Origin of the sequence: Diaminobutyricimonas sp. LJ205 (genome assembly GCF_009755725.1) — a bacterium.
Classification (GTDB): Bacteria; Actinomycetota; Actinomycetes; order Actinomycetales; family Microbacteriaceae; genus Ruicaihuangia.
The window spans coordinates 2162117-2179837 of sequence record NZ_CP046619.1; the positions used below are offsets into that span (position 1 = coordinate 2162117).

Consider the following 17721-nt stretch of genomic DNA (forward strand, 5'->3'; position numbering starts at 1 on the left):
CACGGGGTTGGGCAAGCTTCATAGCAGCATCGCCAAAACGCTTCGGGCCTTGCCGCCGTACAGCAACCGCTCGAAGACGGGTTTATAACCGAGACGGGCGAAGTTTTTGATACTGATTTGATTCTGCGGCGAAACCGTTGTCATCATCACTTTCGCGCCACCACTCCTCGCAAGCCGGTGGATCTCGGCGCAGATCGCGCCCTGCAGGCCATGGCCTCTATGGTCGGGATGCACGGCGACTGTATCCAGTACTCCCAAATCAAACGAGCGGCCGCCATACAATTCGGCGACCTCAGTCCCGAGCGAGCGAAGCCTGGGGTCGGAGTCAGGAAACGAAGTGTAAATGCCGTAACCAGCCAAGGTGCCATTTTCGTAGGCGCCGATGACATCGCCGCCGCCCGCCAAGTACGTCTCGAGCTCACCGGCCGACGAGCCCTCAAGCAAGTCAGGGTCCGGCAGCGCACCCAGTACTTGGGACTGAACTTCCAGCAAGTTGGCCAGTTCGCTCGATGCACAGCGCCTCACTGAAAAGTGCCTGGCCTGGGTACCGGCGTCAACCACTACTTGGCGCCGACCAGACTGCCGTACGCAGGGGAGAGCGAGAGGTCGTGGTCTTCGAAGAAGCCGTGTTTACCATTCGCCGAACGGTATGCAGTCCACCCCTTATGCAGTAAGTAGAAGTTCTGGTAGTAGGGGGCGTCCTTAATCAGCTCCTGCTCCTGCACGAAGCTGTCGTGAGCAACGAGGAAGAATCGGTATGCAAACAGATCATCAATCATCGCGAACGTGAGAATCTTGCGTTGCACGAGACTGTAGATCGTTTCGAAGAAGGTCAGGTAGATAACGATGGCAGCTATGTCATCCTGGTTGAGCCCGACCTCAGCCGAGCGGCGACTGCGCTCGATCTTGCCGTAAACGCGTCTGATTTCTTCACTAGCGCCGAACGACTCATTGAGGTTGACGATGAACTCGGCCTCAGTTAAGTCGCGTGCTCGCTTGAGCTGATACCAGATCGCGACCGCTCCGCCGACCGCCGCAACCGCGCCAGCCACGTCGGTGAAAAGGCCGATCTTGGACTGCGGCTCAGACTCGATACCAAGCAAGAGAACAAACGCGATAACCGTGAGCGCCGTGATCAGAGTGAGAAACGCGCTTCGTCCGTGCTTTTGCAACTTCAATGGTGTTCCCCCGACGTCATGTGGACGTTTTACCACCGGGAAAGCCTCGGCAACGAAAGACCCGCCGAGCATTTGTCAGTTCCACGCTAGCGAGTCCATGAGGCGGCGCCATATCCCGATTCGGATGTCGGCGTCGCCTTCTTCGCTTCCGAAGGGGCGCGCTTGCTGAACGAGAGTCCACAAGCGCAAAGGTTTCGGACGCGTGCGACTCCGTCGCGCGCTCCTCAACCGCCGGAGACTTCGTCGGGCGTTCCTCAATCACCGGGTGGCGGGACTACACGTTGAAGCGGAACTCCACCACGTCGCCGTCCTGCATGATGTAGTCCTTGCCCTCCATGCGGGCCTTGCCCTTGGCACGGGCCTCGGCGACCGAACCGGTCGCGACCAGGTCTTCGAAGGAGATGATCTCGGCCTTGATGAAGCCCCGCTCGAAGTCGGTATGGATCACGCCGGCCGCCTGCGGAGCCTTCGAGCCCTTCGGGATCGTCCAGGCGCGCGCCTCCTTCGGTCCCGCGGTGAGGTAGGTCTGCAGGCCCAGGGTGTCGAAGCCGATGCGGGCGAGCTGGTCGAGTCCGGACTCCTCCTGCCCGGTGGACGCCAGCAGCTCCGCGGCATCCGCCTCGTCCAGATCGATCAGTTCGCTCTCGAGCTTCGCGTCCAGGAAGACCGCCTTCACCGGCGCGACCAGCGCAGCCAGCTCGGCCTTGCGCTCCTCGCTGGTGAGCACCGCCTCGTCGACGTTGAAGACGAAGATGAACGGCTTCGCGGTGAGCAGGCCCAGTTCGCGGATCGGCTCCATGTCGATTCCGGATGCCGAGAGCAAGGTTCCCTCGTTCAGCACCTTCTGCGCAGCCAATGCCGTCTCGAGCACGACCGGGTCGAGCTTCTTGCCCTTGACCTCTTTCTCGTAGCGCGCGAGCGCCTTCTCGAGGGTCTGCAGGTCGGCGAGGATCAGTTCGGTGTTGATGATCTCCATGTCGCTGGCTGGGTTGACCGCGCCGTCGACATGCACCACGTCGGAGTCGTCGAAGCCACGGATGACCTGGGCGATGGCATCCGCTTCACGGATGTTGGCGAGGAACTTGTTGCCGAGCCCTTCCCCCTCACTGGCGCCCTTGACGATGCCGGCGATGTCGACGAAGGACACCGGCGCGGGCAGGATGCGCTCGCTGCCGAAGATCTCGGCCAGCGTGTTGAGGCGCTCATCCGGCAGGTTCACCACACCGATGTTCGGCTCGATCGTCGCGAACGGGTAGTTCGCGGCGAGCACCGTGTTCTTGGTCAGTGCGTTGAAGAGGGTGGACTTGCCGACATTCGGGAGTCCAACGATTGCGATAGTGAGAGCCACGGGGGTCTATCGTACCGGGGCGGGGCTAGTCCTCCTGGATCAGCAGGTTTGGAGTCAGCTCCCGCCAGCCGTCCTCGTCGTGCGCCGAGTAGTTGTCTGGCACGAGTTGCACACTCTTGCCCTGCCCGGTGACGCTCGCGGGCAGCGTTGGCGAACAGCCACCGGCGCTCCCGATCCCAGGGTCGACAACAAAGACGCAGTAACCGTCCGATGAGATCGCCGCGAAGTACCGCAGTCCGTCGGCGTCGGCAAGGTGCCGCACCGAGTCGAGGTTGATGGAGTCGGATAGAACCTCCAGGTCCGCCGACCTGTCGGTGTCGTCCTGCGGCTCGCTGAACAGCGAGATCTCCAGCGGCCCGCTGCACGCCGCCAGTCCGAGCACGCTCACCGCTGCGATCAGTGCCGCCGCTGCCGCCCTGCGCATCCGTCCTAGTTCCTTTGGATCAGTAGGTTCGGCGTCAGGATCTCCCACCCGTCGGCATCATGGGCGGAGTAATCGTCGGGAACGAGTTGGACACTCGGACCGAGTCCGCCGACATGCGCCGGCAGGATCGAAGAGCACCCGCTGGAGCTTGCCGCGGTCGCGATTTCGATGACGATGACGCAGTAGCCGTCCTGAGAGAACGCCGCGAAATAGCGCCACCCGTCAGTGTCGGCGAGATGACGCACCGAGTCAGGGTTGATGGTGTCGTACAGAATCGCCGCTGGCACCAAGTCGTCCTCGTCCTGCGGCTCGCTGAACAGCGAGATCGGCATCGGGCTGTAGCACGCGGCCAGCCCGAGCACGCTCGCCGCTGCGATCAGTGCCGCTGCGGCCGCTCTGCGCATCCGTCCCGCCGGGCTAGTCACGTCGCCCGATCATCAGGTTCGGCGAGAGCGCCGTCCAGCCGTCCGGCGGGTTCTCGACGAAACCGTCTGGGACGAGTTCCACCATGGTCCCGGCCCCGCTGATGCCGATCCCCACGGGCAGGTTGTCGGAGCAGCCCATGGATGAACCCTCGCCATCGGGGCGTGTGGCAATTACGCAGTAACCGCCGTGCTGACCGATCGCCGCGAAGAAGCTCCAACCATCGTGATCGGCAAGATGCCGGGTGGTGCTGTCCCGCACATCGGTGAACTCCAGAGTGGGGACGTCGTCCGCGTCCTGCGGCTCGCTGAACAGCGAGATCGGCATCGGGCTGTCGCACGCCGCCAGCCCGAGCACGCTCGCCGCTCCGATCAGTGCCGCTGCGGCCGCTCTGCGCATCCGTCCCCCTGAAGATGAATCACTTCACGCTAGCGGGTGACAACGATCCGAGCCAGCGCGGCGTGCGCTCCCGGCGATGTCGCCGGCGCATGAAACCATCAAGCCGTGCCACTGGATTTCACCGCCATCGACTTCGAGACCGCGAACAACAGTGCAGCGTCAGCTTGCTCGGTGGGACTGGTGAAGGTGCGCGACGGCCGCGTCGTCGACACCGCGGGCTGGTACATCCGCCCACCGCTCGGCCACGACTGGTTCTCGGAGTGGAACACGCGCATCCACGGCATTGAGGAAGCGGATGTCGCGGACGCCGCGCTCTGGATCGACCAGATGCCCGACCTGATGGCCTTCGCCGAGGACGACGCCCTGGTCGCGCACAACGCCGGATTCGACATGGGCGTGATCAAGGCCGCGTGCACCGCGAGCTTCATCGACATTCCGAGCTACCGGTACGCGTGCACGCTGCAACTTGCCCGCAAAACCTACAACCTGGACTCGTACCGCCTGCCGGTCGCCGCGATGGCCGCCGGGTTCGAGGACTTCCGGCACCACGACGCGATCGCCGACGCTGAGGCGTGTGCGGCGATCATGATCCACGCGGCGAAGCGGCATGGGGCATCCGATGTTGACGAGCTCGCCGGGCTGGCGGGCATCCGGGTGAACTCGATCGGCACGCTGGCGGCGGCTGCGGCGAGCGCGTAGCCCCGTCAATGTCGCCACGGAGCACTGGCGCTAGCCGGTCGGCTTTACCGGCGGTCGGCCAGCGGATCGGCTCGACCACCTGGCCGGGACGGTTGCCGCCGCGCCATCCCGCAACCGTGCCGGTTCGGGACGTCCGAGCCTGCTCGAACAGGCACGGACGTACCGACCGGGCACGGACGGGCACAGATCCGCACAGGCGGAGGTCGACTGAACCGGCTCTCCCGTGTACCGCCTACGTGTGCTGCGGGAAGCCCAGGTTGATGCCGCCGTGCGACGGGTCGAGCCAGCGGCTGGTGACCGCCTTCTCGCGGGTGAAGAAGTTCACCGCCTCGGGGCCGTACGCCTTGGCGCTGCCGAAGAACGAGTCCTTCCAACCGCCGAAGGAGAAATGCCCCACCGGCACCGGGATCGGCACGTTGATGCCGATCATGCCGACTTGCACGTCGCGCTGGAAGCGCCGGGCCACGCCACCGTCGTTGGTGAAGATCGCCGTGCCGTTGCCGTAGCGGCTCGCGTTGATCAGATCGACGCCGTCGTCATAGGACTCGACGCGCACCACCGAGAGCACCGGTCCGAAGATCTCGTCCTGGTACACCTTCGACTCGGTGGACACCTTGTCGATCAGGGTGGGCCCCAGCCAGAAGCCGTCGGTCGCGCCATCCGCTTCCACGCTGCGGCCGTCGACGACGACGGTGGCGCCGTCCTGGGTGGCAACGTCGAGGTAGCCGGCGACCTTGTCGCGGTGTTCGCGGGTGATCAGCGGACCCATGTCGCAGCCCCGGGTACCGTCGCCGACGGTGAGTCCCGACATCCGCGCGGAGATCTTCTGGATCAGGTCATCGGCCACCGGTTCCACCGCGACGACGACACTGATCGCCATGCAGCGCTCCCCCGCCGAGCCGAAGCCGGCGTTGACGGCGGCGTCGGCGGTGAGGTCGAGGTCGGCGTCGGGCAGCACCAGCATGTGGTTCTTCGCGCCGCCGAGGGCCTGCACGCGCTTGCCGTGCTTCGCGGCGGTCTCGTAGATGTACTTCGCGATCGGCGTCGATCCGACGAAGGAGATGGCAGCGACATCCGGATGCTCCAGCAGCGAGTCGACCGCCTCCTTGTCGCCGTGCACGACGTTCAGCACACCGTCCGGCAGTCCGGCCTCCTTCAGCAGTGCGGCCAGCCAGTTCGCCGCCGACGGGTCCTTCTCGCTCGGCTTCAGCACCACCGCGTTGCCGGCCGCGATCGCGATCGGGAAGAACCACAGCGGCACCATTGCCGGGAAGTTGAACGGGCTGATGATGCCGACGACGCCGAGCGGCTGGCGCAGCGAGTAGACGTCAATCCCGGTGGAGACGTTCTCGCTGAACTCGCCCTTCGCGTGGCCGGCCATGCCGCAGGCGAACTCGACGACCTCGAGGCCGCGGGCGACCTCGCCGAGCGCGTCGGAGGTGACCTTGCCGTGCTCGGCGGTGAGGATGGCGGCCAGTTCCTCCCTGCGCGTGCTCAGCAGCTCACGGAAGGCGAACATCACCTGTTGGCGCTTGGCCCAGGAGGTGTCCGCCCAGCCGCGGGAGGCGGCTTTGGCGTTCTGCACGGCGGCATCGACATCGGCGGATGTCGCCAGCCTGACCTCGCGCGCGACCTCGCCGCGCGCGGGGTTGTAGACGGGGCCGGTGCGCGTCGATTCGCCAGTGAAGGACGCGCCTCCAACCCAATGATCAAGTGTGGTTGTGGCAAGGCCGCCGGGGCGCGCCTCGCTCTCAAGGATGCTCATGGCGCCAACCATACTCCGGGAGATTCGGGGAGGAATTGGCGGTTTCGCGGGAGGTGCTCAGGTGGTTCCGCCGTCACCCATGCCGGCGTCTCCACCACCGGGGTGGCCGATCTGGCCGGTCGCTCCGCCGTACCCGAAATCGGTCATATCCCGGTACGGACGGGGTTTCGCGTCCGGACGGGCCTGCTCAGCCTGCTCGGCACGGTCACGGGTGAACGCGACGATGAACGCCACGACGACGGCGGTGATGATGACGGCCCATGCGAAGACGTCCAACATGGCCTCATTAGCTCACCTGAGAGCCCGCGGGTCAACACTGTCGCTCACGGCTGCCGCTAGCCCACACCGTCCAGCGCGGCAACGACGCGGGTTGCCGAGCTGCCGAGGCCCCACCGGGTCGTCAGCTCCGCGAACTCTGCGCGGCCGGCATCCGGAATCCCGATCGACGCGTCGACATCCGGCAACTCGAGGTCCACGGCTACCCGCACCACCTCTGGCGCTCGGGCCAGGTAATCGGCGGCCGCCCGGAACTTCGCGGTGAACGCCGACGAGAGTTGCGATGGCTCCCCCGTCGCCGCGGCGACGATGCTGTCGAGGTCGCCGTACGTGGCGAGCAGCGATGCTGCCGTCTTCTCGCCGATCCCGGCGACGCCGGGCAGTCCGTCGGAGTTGTCGCCGCGCATGACCGCGAAGTCCGCGTACTGCGACGGGGCGACGCCGTACTTCGCGCGCAGCACGTCGTCGGTGATGATCTCGAGCTTGCTCATCCCGCGCGCGGTGTAGATCACCCGCACGTCGCGTGCGTCGTCGACCACCTGGAACAGGTCCCGGTCGCCGGTGACGACGTCCACCGGCGTGGTGGCCGACGCGGCGAGGGTGCCGATGATGTCGTCGGCCTCGTAGCCGGCCTTGCCGACGATCGGGATGCCCAGAGCGGTGAGCACGTCGATGATGATCGGAACCTGCGCGGTGAGCCGATCGGGCACGACCTCGACATCCGGGCCCGCCTCAACCACCTCGGCCACCCGGTGCGCCTTGTAGCTCGGCAGCAGGTCGACCCGCCACTGTGGGCGCCAGTCATCGTCCCAGCAGGCGATCAGGTCGGTCGGATGGAAGTCGGTGACCAGCCGGGCGATGATGTCGAGCAGCCCGCGGACCGCGTTGATCGGCGTGCCGTCGGGAGCTTTGACCGTGTCCGGCATCCCGTAGAACGCCCGGAAGTAGAGGGCTGCAGTGTCCAGAAGCATCAGTCGGCGGTCGCTCACCGCTCCAGTGTGGCTGACCGCTGCCGCAACCGCACGGCGTTTCAAAGAGCCGCCTCGTGGCTCGTCGCTGCATGTAGCTGACCGCATAGAGTCTGATCGTGCGAAGTCCGACGAGTGTGGACACCGATCTGTCCCGGAACGCGCCCGCGACGACGCACTTGCTCTGTGGCTACAACGGCGCAGGCAAGACTTCGCTGGCTCGCGAGTTGGAGGCGGCCGGAGTCGTTCGGTTCAGCCTCGATGAATGGATGCTGCGCCTGTACCCGACCGTCCGGTTTGACGCCGACGAGTACGAGCCGCTCGCGGAGGCGTGCAGGAAGTTGATCTGGGACGTCGCGGTTCAGGTGCTGAGGGCCGGTCTTGATGTGGTGCTCGACTGGAATCAATGGGACCGGTCGCGCCGTGCGATGTGGCGAGACGCTGCACTGGCAGAAGGGTTTGCCGTCGTTCTGCATCACGTCGACGTGGATGAGGACGTCGCCGTTCGCCGGGCAACTCAGCGGGCGGCAGCAGGAACGGCGGGCTCTCACGCTCTCACCGGTGATGATGTTCGACACCTCGCCGCGCTCTTTGAGCGACCTGCGCCCGACGAAGGCATCCCGATCATTGTTCACCGAGTAACGAGCCCAGCGCCTACAGTCAGCACGGAGGGATAGATGAGCGAAGTGCTGGTGGATGCGGAGCTGACGTCCAGCATCAAAGCGCGCTTGGGATCGTGGCATCCGGTGTTCGCCGCAGCCGTGGTCGCACCGAGCGGCGTCCGGCTGGCCAGCACCGGAGCCGACCTCGACGCCGATTTCGAGCTGGCGTCGGTCTCGAAGGCGATCACCGGGCTGCTCTACGCGGATTCCGTCAGTCGCGCCGAGATTCGCCCCGAGCAGGCGCTCGGCGAATTGCTGCCGCTGGGTGGCGTTCCCGCTGCCGGCGTCAGCCTTGAATCGCTCAGCCGACACCGATCCGGGCTGCCGAGACTGCCGTCGTCGGCGCACCCGTGGCGGCGGAGCCTCGCGCTCATGCGGCACGGCACCAACCCCTATGGCGAAAACCTGGAGCAGTTGCTGACGCAGGCTCGGCAGGTCCGGGTGGGAAGGCCGCGGCCGCTCTACTCGAATTTCGGCTTCGAACTGCTCGGTCATGCGCTTGCGAGTGCAGCGGGGACGACCTACGCCGAACACGTCCGTGAACGGATCGCCCGCCCGCTCGGCCTCAGCTCCGTCAATGTTCCGGTTGCCCCCGAGCAGCTGCGCCCGCAGGCGCTGACCGGGCGAAACGCGAAGGGCCGGCCGCGTGAGCCGTGGACCGGCGAAGCAATTGGGCCGGCCGGCGGCATCCGCGCGTCCATCACCGACATGGCCAGTCTGACCACCGCGCTGCTCGACGGCACAGCGCCCGGGCTGCCAGCGCTGGACCCGGTCGCGCCGCTCGGAATCACCGGGCGGATCGGCGCGGCCTGGATCACCACGAAGGTCGCCGGGCGTGAAGTCACCTGGCACAACGGCCGATCCGGTGGCTTCGCGTCATGGCTGGGGCTGGATCGGGATGCCTCGATCGGCGTCGTGCTGCTGACCGCGACTTCCGCGAGTGTCGACAATGCGGGGATGGCCCTGTTGGTGGCTGAATCGGGCGGGTCGCGCCTAGCGACGTGACTAGCTCTCGATGAGCAGCAGGGCCACCGAGATCACCGCGGCGAGCACTCCCACCGCAGCGGTGATCGCCAGAAGCAGGCCGAGGATTTTCTCCCCCGCGCTCCGGGGGTGCAGGCGCATCCGCCCGGGCACGCGCCGCGAGTAGTAGACCTGGATCTTGTCCTTCCCCTTGATCTCATCGATCTCGTGCGGGTCCAGGGGGCGGTGTTCGACCGCGTCATCCGTCATCCAACGGGCGACGAGCCCGTCGTCCTCGGCGACGACGATCGCTTCGGTCTTCTCGTAGTCGCCCTCGGCGGATCGCCAGAGCAGAATCGCGAAGGCGCAGAGCACCGCGACACCGAAACCGATCCAGGTGAATAGCTCGAGGATCGACCCCAGCTGATCGCTCGTCACCATGGCGAAAATCCTATCTGCGCAGAAGCGGCGGGGGCGTCATCCAGTGTCGGATGCCGCTGAGACACTGAAGCCATGGACCTCCTCGCACTGCTCGTCGGCCTCGTCATCGGTGTTGTTCTCGGCGGGCTGACCGCGGTGCTGATGCTGCGGTCGCGGGCGACGGCCACCGGGGAGGACCCGGCGCTGACTGAGGCTCGGCACCAGGCGGAACTGGCCGGGGTCCGTGCGGCCGAGCAGCAAGCTCGGGCATCGTTGATGGCCGAACTGGCCGCGGTCGAGGCAACTGCTATCGCGCTCGAGAAGCAGGTCGGTGAGCTGCACACCCAGCACCGCGAATTCGTCGAGCGGCAGCGCGTCGAACAGCAGGCCCAAGCCGAGCGCGACCGCGCCGAGAGCAAGGTGCTGCAGGCGCTCACCCCTGTGCAGGAGAACCTGCGCGCCATGCAGCTGAAGGTCACCGAACTCGAGACGCAACGCAGCCAGCAGCACGGCGAGCTGAGCCAGCAGCTGAAGGCCGCCAACGAGTCCGAAGAGCGCCTGCGCGCGACCGCCGAGGCGTTGGCGTCGGCGCTCAAGAGCAACAGCACCCGTGGTGTCTGGGGTGAGACGCAGCTGCGCAACGTGGTGCAGGCGGCGGGGCTCATCGAACGGGTCGACTTCGACGTGCAATCGAGCATCAGTTCGGATGCCGGATCCGGCCGCCCGGACATGGTGGTGCACCTTCCCGGGGGCAAGAACATCGCCGTCGACGCCAAGGTGCCGTTCAACGCCTACCTCGAGGCCAGCCAGATTCCGGCGACGGCAACCGGCGAGGAGGCTGTGCGCCGTGAGCAGTTGCTGAAGCAGCACGTCAAGGCGCTGCGCCACCACATCGACGCGCTCGCGAGCAAGACCTACTGGGCCGGGCTGGAGGCCTCCCCGGAACTGGTGATCGCGTTCATCCCGAGCGAATCGCTGGTCTCCAGCGCACTCGAGGCCGACCCAGGCATCATGGACTACGCGTTCAGCAAGCGCGTTGCGCTGTCCTCGCCGGTGACCCTGTGGTCGGTGCTGAAGACTGTCGCGTTCAGCTGGCAACAGGACGTGCTCACCGAGGACGCCAAGGTGCTCTTCGACCTCAGCCGGGAGCTCTACACCCGCCTGGCGAAGCTGGCGGAGCACATCGAGAAGCTCGGCCGCTCGATCGAGAGCACAGTCAAGAACTACAACGCGTTCGTCGGCTCCATGGAACGACAGGTGCTGCCGAGCGCCCGCAAGCTGAACGCGCTTGATGAATCCAAGGTGCTCGGCACGCTGCCCGGCATCGAGGAGTCACCGCGCGAGCTCACCGCGTTCGAACTGACCACGGCAGGCGCCGAGCTCGCCGACGCGAAGGACGAGGACGCCGCTTAGCTGGCAGCTCCAGAGGAAAGGCCGCTCGGGAGGACGTTTCTGCTGAAACGTCCTCCCGAGCGGCCGAAATCCTTCCGAGGAGGGTTAGCTCAAGGTCTCAGTCGTCAAGCCACTTCGAGGCGAGGTGGTCGGCCGAGACGCGGCGGATCGTGCCCGAGCGCGAGCGCAGCACCACGCTTTCGGTCTTGATGATCGGCCCGGAGCGGCGCACGCCGGAGACCAGTTCGCCATTGGTGACACCGGTCGCTACAAAGAAGGTGTTGTCGCCGCGAACGAGCTCGTCGGCCTCATAGACGTAGTCGAACTTGAGTCCGGCGTCGGCACCGCGCTGCTGCTCGTCATCATTGCGGGGCGCCAGCCGGCCCTGGATGAAACCACCCAGCGCCTTGATGGCGGCAGCGGTGGCGACACCCTCGGGGCTACCGCCGATGCCGACGCACATGTCGATGCGGCTGCCATACCGGGCGGCGTTGATGCCACCGGCGACGTCACCGTCGAGCATCAACCGGGTGCCAGCCCCGGCTGCGCGGATCTCGTCGATCAGCTGCTCGTGCCGGGGGCGGTCGAGCACCGCGACGCGGAGCTCCGAGACATCCGTGCCCTTGGCCTTGGCCAGCGCACGCAGATTCTCGCCAATCGGCTGCCGGATGTCGACGACGCCGACACCCTCCGGGCCGGTGACGATCTTGTCCATGTAGAACACCGACGATGCGTCGAGCATGGTGCCGCGGTCGGAGACGGCGATCATCGAGATCGCGTTCTGCCGGCCGGCGGCGGTGAGCGAGGTGCCGTCGATCGGGTCCACGGCGATGTCGCAGGCGGGGCCGCGGCCGTTGCCGACATGCTCACCGTTGTAGAGCATCGGCGCCTCGTCCTTTTCGCCCTCGCCGATGACCACCACTCCGTCGAAGTTGACGGTGCCGAGGAACTTGCGCATGGCATCGACGGCGGCCTTGTCGGCGGCGTTCTTGTCACCGCGGCCGATGAACGGGTACGCGCGGATCGCGGCGGCCTCCGTCGCTCGGACGAGTTCCATCGCGAGGTTGCGGTCAGGCTGTTCGAAGAGGATTCCGGAATCCGGGGTCACGAGGCGTCCTTCCAGTAGGCGAAACAAGGTGGAGCACGCCGGGTGGTAGGACAGCGTTACCGGGCCCAGCTTAGTCGGCGGCTCCGCGAGGCTCTATTGCCCCAGTGCTCAGAGCAAGCCCTGCGCCTCGGTGCCCGCGGGGATCGGTGCCATGCGGGTGACCTCGACCGGGCGGGCGAGAAGCCCCTCAAGGGCCGCGTTCTGGGCGGCGACCGCTGCGCCTGCAGCGTGCTTGTCGAGCAACTCCTCGGTCTCCCACTTCTCGATCATCACGATCACCCCGTGCATGTCGTTGTGGATCGCGTACAACTCGCAGCCCGGTTCCTCGTGGACGGCGGCGATCGTGGGTTTCAGTGCCTCGACTACGGCGTCGTACTGGCCGGGCGCTGGCTCGAAGATGGCGGTGACGATGACGGGAGTGCTCATGTGCTCAATTATCGAGGAAGGCTTTCGGGGTTGAAGGTTTCGAGACGCGTCGCTCGCTTCGCTCGCGGCGCTCCCGGGCCACCGGAGGGGCAGGCACTCTCTGGGATGGATCAATAGACTCTGAGGGACGGCCTGAATGACCTGGCCGCGTCCGCGCCTGCAGAGGAGAGACAATGCCAATCGCGACCCCTGATCAGTACGCCGAAATGTTGGACAAGGCCAAGACCCGCGGTTTTGCCTATCCGGCGATCAACGTTTCCTCGTCGCAGACGATCAACGCCGTGCTGCAGGGCCTGTCCGAGGCAGAGTCCGACGGCATCATTCAGATCACGACCGGCGGTGCCGACTATGTGGCCGGCCAGAGCGTCAAGGCCCGCGCATCCGGCGCCCTCGCCTTCGCCGCGTTCGCCACCGAGGTCGCTAAGAACTACCCGGTGACGGTTGCGTTGCACACCGATCACTGCCCGAAGGACGCCCTCGACGGCTTCGTGATGCCGCTGATCGAGGCGTCGGAGTCCGAGGTCAAATCCGGCCGCAACCCGATCTTCCAGTCCCACATGTGGGATGGCTCTGCGGTTCCGCTGAAGGAAAACATCGAGATCGCCCAGGACCTGCTGCCGCGGATGAAGTCGATCGGCGCGGTGCTCGAGGTCGAGGTCGGCGTCGTCGGCGGTGAAGAAGACGGTGTCAGCCACGACATCAACGAGCACCTGTACACCACGCTCGAGGACGCCATCCAGATCGTCGATGCCCTCGGTCTCGGCGAGCAGGGCCGGTACATGGCCGCGCTTACCTTCGGCAACGTGCACGGCGTCTACAAGCCGGGCAACGTGAAGCTGCGTCCCTCGCTGCTCAAGGAGATCCAGGACGGCCTGCAGCAGAAGTACGGCACCGGTCCCAAGCCGCTGGACCTCGTCTTCCACGGCGGATCCGGGTCATCGGATGCCGAGATCGCCGAAGCCGTGGCCAATGGCGTCATCAAGATGAACATCGACACCGACACGCAGTACGCCTTCACCCGCTCGATCACCGACTACATGCTGAAGAACTACGACGGCGTGCTCAAGGTCGACGGCGAGGTGGGCAACAAGAAGCTCTACGACCCGCGCGCGTGGGGCAAGGTCGCCGAACGCGACATGGCTGCCCGCGTTGTCGAGGCGACGAAGCAGCTGGGCTCGGCCGGGCACTCCGGCAACTAAGCGTCAGTCGCTCTGGAGGGCGGGCAGCTGGAAGCGTAAGCGCAGCCGCTCGCCCTCTTGCCGTTCCCCGGCTAAGTCGCCTAGGTGCGGTTCGACGGCGGCAGCCGGAACCGCAGGTGCCGCTCGCGACCCTCGTCCCATTCGGCACCGTCCGTGACCGCCTGCAGAGTCAGGTAGAACGGCGCGAACAGTTCGACCGCCTGCTGGCTGTGCAGCTCGAGCGGCAGGGTGACCTCAAGCACACCGCCGTGCGAGGTGTCGGCCAGCCGCACCTCGATGCTGCGTCCCCACAGCACGGGGGCCGTCGCCGCTGTGCGCAGCAAGCCACGCAGGGCGGAACGCTGGGGTGCCGGCATCCGCTCGGCCAGCCGGTCCGGATCGCTCACCCGGATCGGGACCGAGCCGATTGCTGCGGTCACCAGGTCGTCAAGCCAACTGCTCTGCACTCGGCTGACCAGCACCGAACGAGCGGTGCGGGAGAGTTCTGCCGCCCGGTCACGGTCGGCTTCGCTGACCATGCCGACTCGGGCGATCCGATCGAGGAACGGAGTGACCTCTTCGCCGACGCGCCCAATCGCGCTTCGACGCAGGTGATTCAGCGACGTTTCGGCGGGTGTCGCCGCCGCCGCCGAAACCTGCCGGTCCCGCCAGACCATCACGCGCTCGGCCAGCACCAAACAGTAGATCGAGCAGGCGACACCCGCGACGATCGGCGTGGCCGCGCCGATCAGGGCCACCGCAAATTGGGTGCCGAACGCGTGCTCGGTCCACCCGTGCAGCGCCGCCACCCCGCAGACGACTGCGGTCAGTGCCGCGTAGACCACGTTGAGCGCGGCGGGGTTGCGCAGGCTCAGTGCGGCGAGGACGAGTGCGGCGGTGAACGGCGCCCACCAGATCGCAACTGCCACGAGGCCGGGGGCGTAACCGATTGCTGAGATGACAACGCCCGCCCAGCACAGGATGAGCGGAACCACCGCATGCCAGGCGCGGCCGGTGGGCCGGTTCGGCGCGGCGTTCCATCCGACGACGGTGAACGCCAACAACTGCAGGACGAACGCGATCACCTGCGGCAGCACTGGTGCCTCGGCCGGCCAGGTGAGGAGCATCACGATTCCCCCGCCGACCACCGCGAGCAGGGCGAACGCGGCAGGAAGGTAACGGTTCGCGAACCAACTCAGCGGGTCGGCCTGCTGCGGAGACAGCCACCAAGCGTCACGTCTCACGCGATGCCTCCACCGCAACCAGCGGCACCGACAGGATGGCACTCGTCCCGATGCCTGGTCGAGACCAGATCGTCGCGCGACCGCCCACACGGCGCAAGCGGCCGACGATCGAGTTCCGCACGCCGAGTCGGTCCGGCTCGATCGAATCGGTCTCGAAGCCAACGCCGCGATCCATCACCATCACCGTCGCCTGACGCTCATCGCTGTCGATGAACACCTCGGCCGCCGCGACCCCGGAGTGCCTCACGACATTGTCGAGACAGGCCCGGATGGCTGCCAGCAGCGCCTCCTGGCCGGCGTCATCAAGCTTCGCAAACACGGTGTCGTCGCCGCTGATATCCACCGCGAGATCACGGTCGGCATAGGCGCGCACCAGTGTGGTCAGCTCGCCAGAACTGGCGGGTGTCGTCGGGGACGCTCCCCCACCAGACAGGGTCGCCGAGCGCAGTTCGGTGGCATCCGCCCGAAGTCGCGCCCGCGTCGCGTCGTCCAGTGGTCCGGTGTTGTGCGACAGCGCCACCAGGTCCGCCAGAACCGTGTCATGCGCGATCGCCGCGAGCCGCCGTTCGGCATCGCGGTCGGCGGCCAGGCGGGCGCTCTCCAGGTCGAGTTGGCGGAGATCCGGCAACTGACGACGTTCCACCCGGCTGCTCAGCCAGCACGCGAGGACGGTGGCACTGAATGTGATCGCGGCGAGCGCGGGGCCGGCGCCGAGTCGCACATCGGCATCCAGCAGCAGGGAAGGAAGCAGGCTCACGATCGTCCCCGCGCCGAGCCCGGCGACACTCCAGCCGATCGTGCTGATCGGGTTGGTACCGACCCGCCCCAACAGGGTCAGCACAAGCGCGCCGCGAGAGACCAGCATGGCATTGTCGTCGAGGGTGGGCAGTTCAGCCAGCAATGACAGCTGAAAGCCTGCGACGGCGAGGGAGCCGACGAACAGATAGAGCACCGCGGTGTCACGCCTCGGGCGGGCGATGTACAGCAGATACATCGCCAGCTGGGCGAATAGGAACAGCAACGGGAGGGGCAGCACATCGAGCCGTCCGAGTCCGGCGAGCACGTCGATCAGCAGTGCCGCGCCGGCGAGCAGCCAGAACACTCCAGTCGCTCGGGTCGCCAGGGAGACCCCCCGGCGCATGGCAACGGCGACGAGGATCCGAGGCGGAACAGCCGAGTGCACATCGTGATCGTATCGGCGCGCGCCGACATCGCCGGTTACGGAGTCGTCGTAAGACTCGCGGCGAACCCGGGATCGGCCATGATGGCGATGCCAATCAGCACGGATGTCCCGACCACCGCGATCACCCCGGCAGTCAACGGCACCCACCACGACAGTCGGCCGGCGCGGATCAGCGCGACCGTGATGCCGAGCGCAGCAAGCCAGAGCACGATCTGGGTGATGAGGGCGGCGATGCCGAGCGCCGACGCCAATTCAACCGCCTGGAACTCGCCGACGCCGAGCTGGTCATAGGCCGCCTGCAGGCTGGCCGGCAGGCGTAGCCATCCGGGAATCCCGGTGACCACGTTGATGAATCCGAAGGCAAGCAGCGCAACGGCGGCGATCCGGTCGCCCCGCCGGGACTTCGACGCCTCGATCGGCGGCACCGCGGCCGGCGACATCACCTCGGGCGGCGGAAGCTCGGTGCCGCGTGCCAATGCCTGCTGCTCCGGCGTGGCGTAGGCGCCATACTGGGGCCGCTCAGGGGTGGCGTCGGTCACTGCGCCTGCCAATCAAGCTTGCGGGAGCGCCCGCCAAGGGCGCGAGCATCCTGCTCGCCCGTGATATCCCGACGCAATTCCTTCGGCAGCGAGAACATCAGGTCCTCCTCCGCGGTGACGATGGACTGCACATCGGCGTAGCCCGCGTCGGCGAGGTCGCGCAGCACTTCCTGCACGAGGACTTCGGGGACGGATGCGCCGCTGGTGACACCGACCGTGGCGACACCGTCCAGCCAGTCCTGCTGGATCTCACTGGCGTAGTCGATGCGGTACGCGGCCTTCGCCCCGTACTCGAGGGCAACCTCGACCAGCCGGACGCTGTTCGAGCTGTTCGCGGAGCCGACGACGATGACCAGGTCGGCGTCGGCGGCAACCTTCTTGATCGCCACCTGACGGTTCTGGGTGGCGTAGCAAATGTCGTCGCTCGGCGGGTCCTGCAGGTTCGGGAAGCGCTCCCGCAGCCGCCGCACGGTCTCCATCGTCTCGTCAACACTCAGCGTCGTCTGCGACAGCCAGACCAGGTTGTCGGGGTCGGTGACGTTGATCGTGTCGACCTCGTCCGGGCTATTGACGAGGATGGTGCGGTCCGGGGCGTGACCCATGGTGCCCTCGACCTCTTCGTGCCCGGCGTGGCCGATGAGCAGGATCTGCCGGTCCTGCTTGGCGAACCGCATCGCCTCGCGGTGCACCTTGGTCACCAGCGGGCAGGTCGCATCGATGGCCTGCAGGTTGCGGTCAGCGGCGCCCTGCACGACGGCCGGGGATACCCCGTGCGCGCTGAACACGACGTGCGAGCCCTCGGGTACTTCGTCGACCTCGTCGACGAAGATCGCGCCCTGCTTCTCGAGCGTGGAGACGACGTGAACGTTGTGCACGATCTGCTTGCGCACGTACACCGGTGAGCCGTAGTGCTCGAGGGCCTTCTCCACGGCGACCACCGCCCGGTCCACTCCTGCACAGTAACCACGCGGGGCGGCGAGCAGCACCCGCTTCGAACCCGCGACGGGGGTGTCCCGTAACCTGTTACGGACCGCCGGCACCCGCGGCACTTCGAGGCTGACGGGCGCCTGCCCGTTCGAGATCTGGCTCACGAGACCAGTTTAGGCGGAGCGTGATCAGCAAGCGC

Annotated in this window: 21 protein-coding genes; 5 read left to right on the forward strand and 16 right to left on the reverse strand. The window is 66.6% G+C overall.

The genetic code is table 11. The annotated features are described in order from the left end of the window. Nucleotides 1–18: 18 nt before the first annotated feature. The 6 genes from GO591_RS10475 to GO591_RS10500 form a co-directional block, all read right to left on the reverse strand. On the reverse strand, nucleotides 19–561 hold the full coding sequence (locus GO591_RS10475; RefSeq protein ID WP_157156770.1) for a GNAT family N-acetyltransferase: 543 nt from the start codon (nucleotides 559–561) through the stop codon (nucleotides 19–21). Beyond that, a complete protein-coding gene (locus GO591_RS10480) occupies nucleotides 561–1250 on the reverse strand; it encodes a DUF4760 domain-containing protein (RefSeq protein ID WP_157156771.1) in 690 nt (229 codons plus the stop codon). Before GO591_RS10480 ends, GO591_RS10475 begins: the two co-directional genes overlap by 1 nt. Before the next feature lie 202 nt (nucleotides 1251–1452). Next, nucleotides 1453–2526, reverse strand: a complete 1074-nt coding sequence (ychF, locus tag GO591_RS10485) for a redox-regulated ATPase YchF (protein ID WP_157156772.1) — start codon at nucleotides 2524–2526, stop codon at nucleotides 1453–1455. Nucleotides 2527–2551: 25 nt separating this feature from the next. Next, on the reverse strand, nucleotides 2552–2950 hold the full coding sequence (locus tag GO591_RS10490; RefSeq protein ID WP_157156773.1) for a hypothetical protein: 399 nt from the start codon (nucleotides 2948–2950) through the stop codon (nucleotides 2552–2554). Between the two features lie 5 nt (nucleotides 2951–2955). After that, entirely contained in the window at nucleotides 2956–3375 is a 420-nt protein-coding gene (locus tag GO591_RS10495) for a hypothetical protein (protein ID WP_157156774.1), read from the reverse strand. Further along, entirely contained in the window at nucleotides 3368–3772 is a 405-nt protein-coding gene (locus GO591_RS10500) for a hypothetical protein (protein WP_157156775.1), read from the reverse strand. Before GO591_RS10500 ends, GO591_RS10495 begins: the two co-directional genes overlap by 8 nt. Nucleotides 3773–3877: 105 nt before the next feature. Here GO591_RS10500 and GO591_RS10505 point away from each other — a divergent pair, with 105 nt between their 5' ends. Next, a complete protein-coding gene (locus GO591_RS10505; protein ID WP_157156776.1) occupies nucleotides 3878–4471 on the forward strand; it encodes an exonuclease domain-containing protein in 594 nt (197 codons plus the stop codon). Between the two features lie 232 nt (nucleotides 4472–4703). On the opposite strand, the gene GO591_RS10510 is transcribed toward GO591_RS10505, so the two are convergent. From GO591_RS10510 to GO591_RS10520, 3 genes are read right to left on the reverse strand one after another with little or no spacing between them, the layout of a single operon-like run. Further along, nucleotides 4704–6236, reverse strand: a complete 1533-nt coding sequence (locus GO591_RS10510; protein ID WP_157156777.1) for a CoA-acylating methylmalonate-semialdehyde dehydrogenase — start codon at nucleotides 6234–6236, stop codon at nucleotides 4704–4706. 57 nt (nucleotides 6237–6293) lie between these two features. Next, a complete protein-coding gene (locus GO591_RS10515) occupies nucleotides 6294–6515 on the reverse strand; it encodes a hypothetical protein (protein ID WP_157156778.1) in 222 nt (73 codons plus the stop codon). 56 nt (nucleotides 6516–6571) lie between these two features. Next, nucleotides 6572–7483, reverse strand: a complete 912-nt coding sequence (locus GO591_RS10520) for a 5'-3' exonuclease (protein ID WP_157157875.1) — start codon at nucleotides 7481–7483, stop codon at nucleotides 6572–6574. A gap of 116 nt (nucleotides 7484–7599) precedes the next feature. On the opposite strand from GO591_RS10520, the gene GO591_RS10525 reads away from it, so the two are divergent. After that, nucleotides 7600–8157: a P-loop nucleotide/nucleoside kinase family protein gene (locus GO591_RS10525; protein ID WP_157156779.1), complete on the forward strand. Its 558-nt coding sequence runs from the start codon at nucleotides 7600–7602 to the stop codon at nucleotides 8155–8157. Further along, nucleotides 8158–9147 carry a serine hydrolase domain-containing protein gene (locus GO591_RS10530; RefSeq protein ID WP_157156780.1) on the forward strand — a complete coding sequence of 330 codons (990 nt, stop codon included), beginning with the start codon at nucleotides 8158–8160 and terminating at the stop codon, nucleotides 9145–9147. On the opposite strand, the gene GO591_RS10535 is transcribed toward GO591_RS10530, so the two are convergent. After that, nucleotides 9148–9546: a hypothetical protein gene (locus tag GO591_RS10535; protein ID WP_157156781.1), complete on the reverse strand. Its 399-nt coding sequence runs from the start codon at nucleotides 9544–9546 to the stop codon at nucleotides 9148–9150. Between the two features lie 72 nt (nucleotides 9547–9618). Here GO591_RS10535 and GO591_RS10540 point away from each other — a divergent pair, with 72 nt between their 5' ends. Further along, the gene (locus GO591_RS10540) at nucleotides 9619–10938 is read left to right on the forward strand and encodes a DNA recombination protein RmuC (protein ID WP_157156782.1); all 1320 of its coding nucleotides are present in this window, start codon (nucleotides 9619–9621) and stop codon (nucleotides 10936–10938) included. A 97-nt stretch (nucleotides 10939–11035) separates the two neighbouring features. Here GO591_RS10540 and glpX read toward each other — a convergent pair whose 3' ends face one another. Both glpX and GO591_RS10550 read right to left on the reverse strand, forming a co-directional pair. Beyond that, nucleotides 11036–11974, reverse strand: coding sequence for a class II fructose-bisphosphatase (gene glpX, locus GO591_RS10545; protein ID WP_157157876.1), 939 nt, complete (start codon nucleotides 11972–11974; stop codon nucleotides 11036–11038). A gap of 159 nt (nucleotides 11975–12133) precedes the next feature. Continuing rightward, complete coding sequence (locus GO591_RS10550; RefSeq protein ID WP_157156783.1) at nucleotides 12134–12451, reverse strand: putative quinol monooxygenase; 318 nt, start codon at nucleotides 12449–12451, stop codon at nucleotides 12134–12136. Nucleotides 12452–12624: 173 nt separating this feature from the next. Here GO591_RS10550 and fbaA point away from each other — a divergent pair, with 173 nt between their 5' ends. Further along, entirely contained in the window at nucleotides 12625–13650 is a 1026-nt protein-coding gene (fbaA, locus tag GO591_RS10555; RefSeq protein WP_157156784.1) for a class II fructose-bisphosphate aldolase, read from the forward strand. An 80-nt stretch (nucleotides 13651–13730) separates the two neighbouring features. Here fbaA and GO591_RS10560 read toward each other — a convergent pair whose 3' ends face one another. From GO591_RS10560 to GO591_RS10575, 4 genes are read right to left on the reverse strand one after another with little or no spacing between them, the layout of a single operon-like run. Further along, entirely contained in the window at nucleotides 13731–14873 is a 1143-nt protein-coding gene (locus GO591_RS10560) for a hypothetical protein (protein WP_157156785.1), read from the reverse strand. Next, the gene (locus tag GO591_RS10565) at nucleotides 14863–16056 is read right to left on the reverse strand and encodes a sensor histidine kinase (RefSeq protein WP_157156786.1); all 1194 of its coding nucleotides are present in this window, start codon (nucleotides 16054–16056) and stop codon (nucleotides 14863–14865) included. The genes GO591_RS10560 and GO591_RS10565 overlap by 11 nt, the downstream gene beginning before the upstream one ends. A 35-nt stretch (nucleotides 16057–16091) precedes the next feature. Beyond that, on the reverse strand, nucleotides 16092–16595 hold the full coding sequence (locus tag GO591_RS10570) for a DUF6264 family protein (protein ID WP_157156787.1): 504 nt from the start codon (nucleotides 16593–16595) through the stop codon (nucleotides 16092–16094). Beyond that, nucleotides 16592–17644, reverse strand: coding sequence for a 4-hydroxy-3-methylbut-2-enyl diphosphate reductase (locus GO591_RS10575; protein WP_157157877.1), 1053 nt, complete (start codon nucleotides 17642–17644; stop codon nucleotides 16592–16594). The genes GO591_RS10570 and GO591_RS10575 overlap by 4 nt, the downstream gene beginning before the upstream one ends. Nucleotides 17645–17721: the final 77 nt, after the last annotated feature.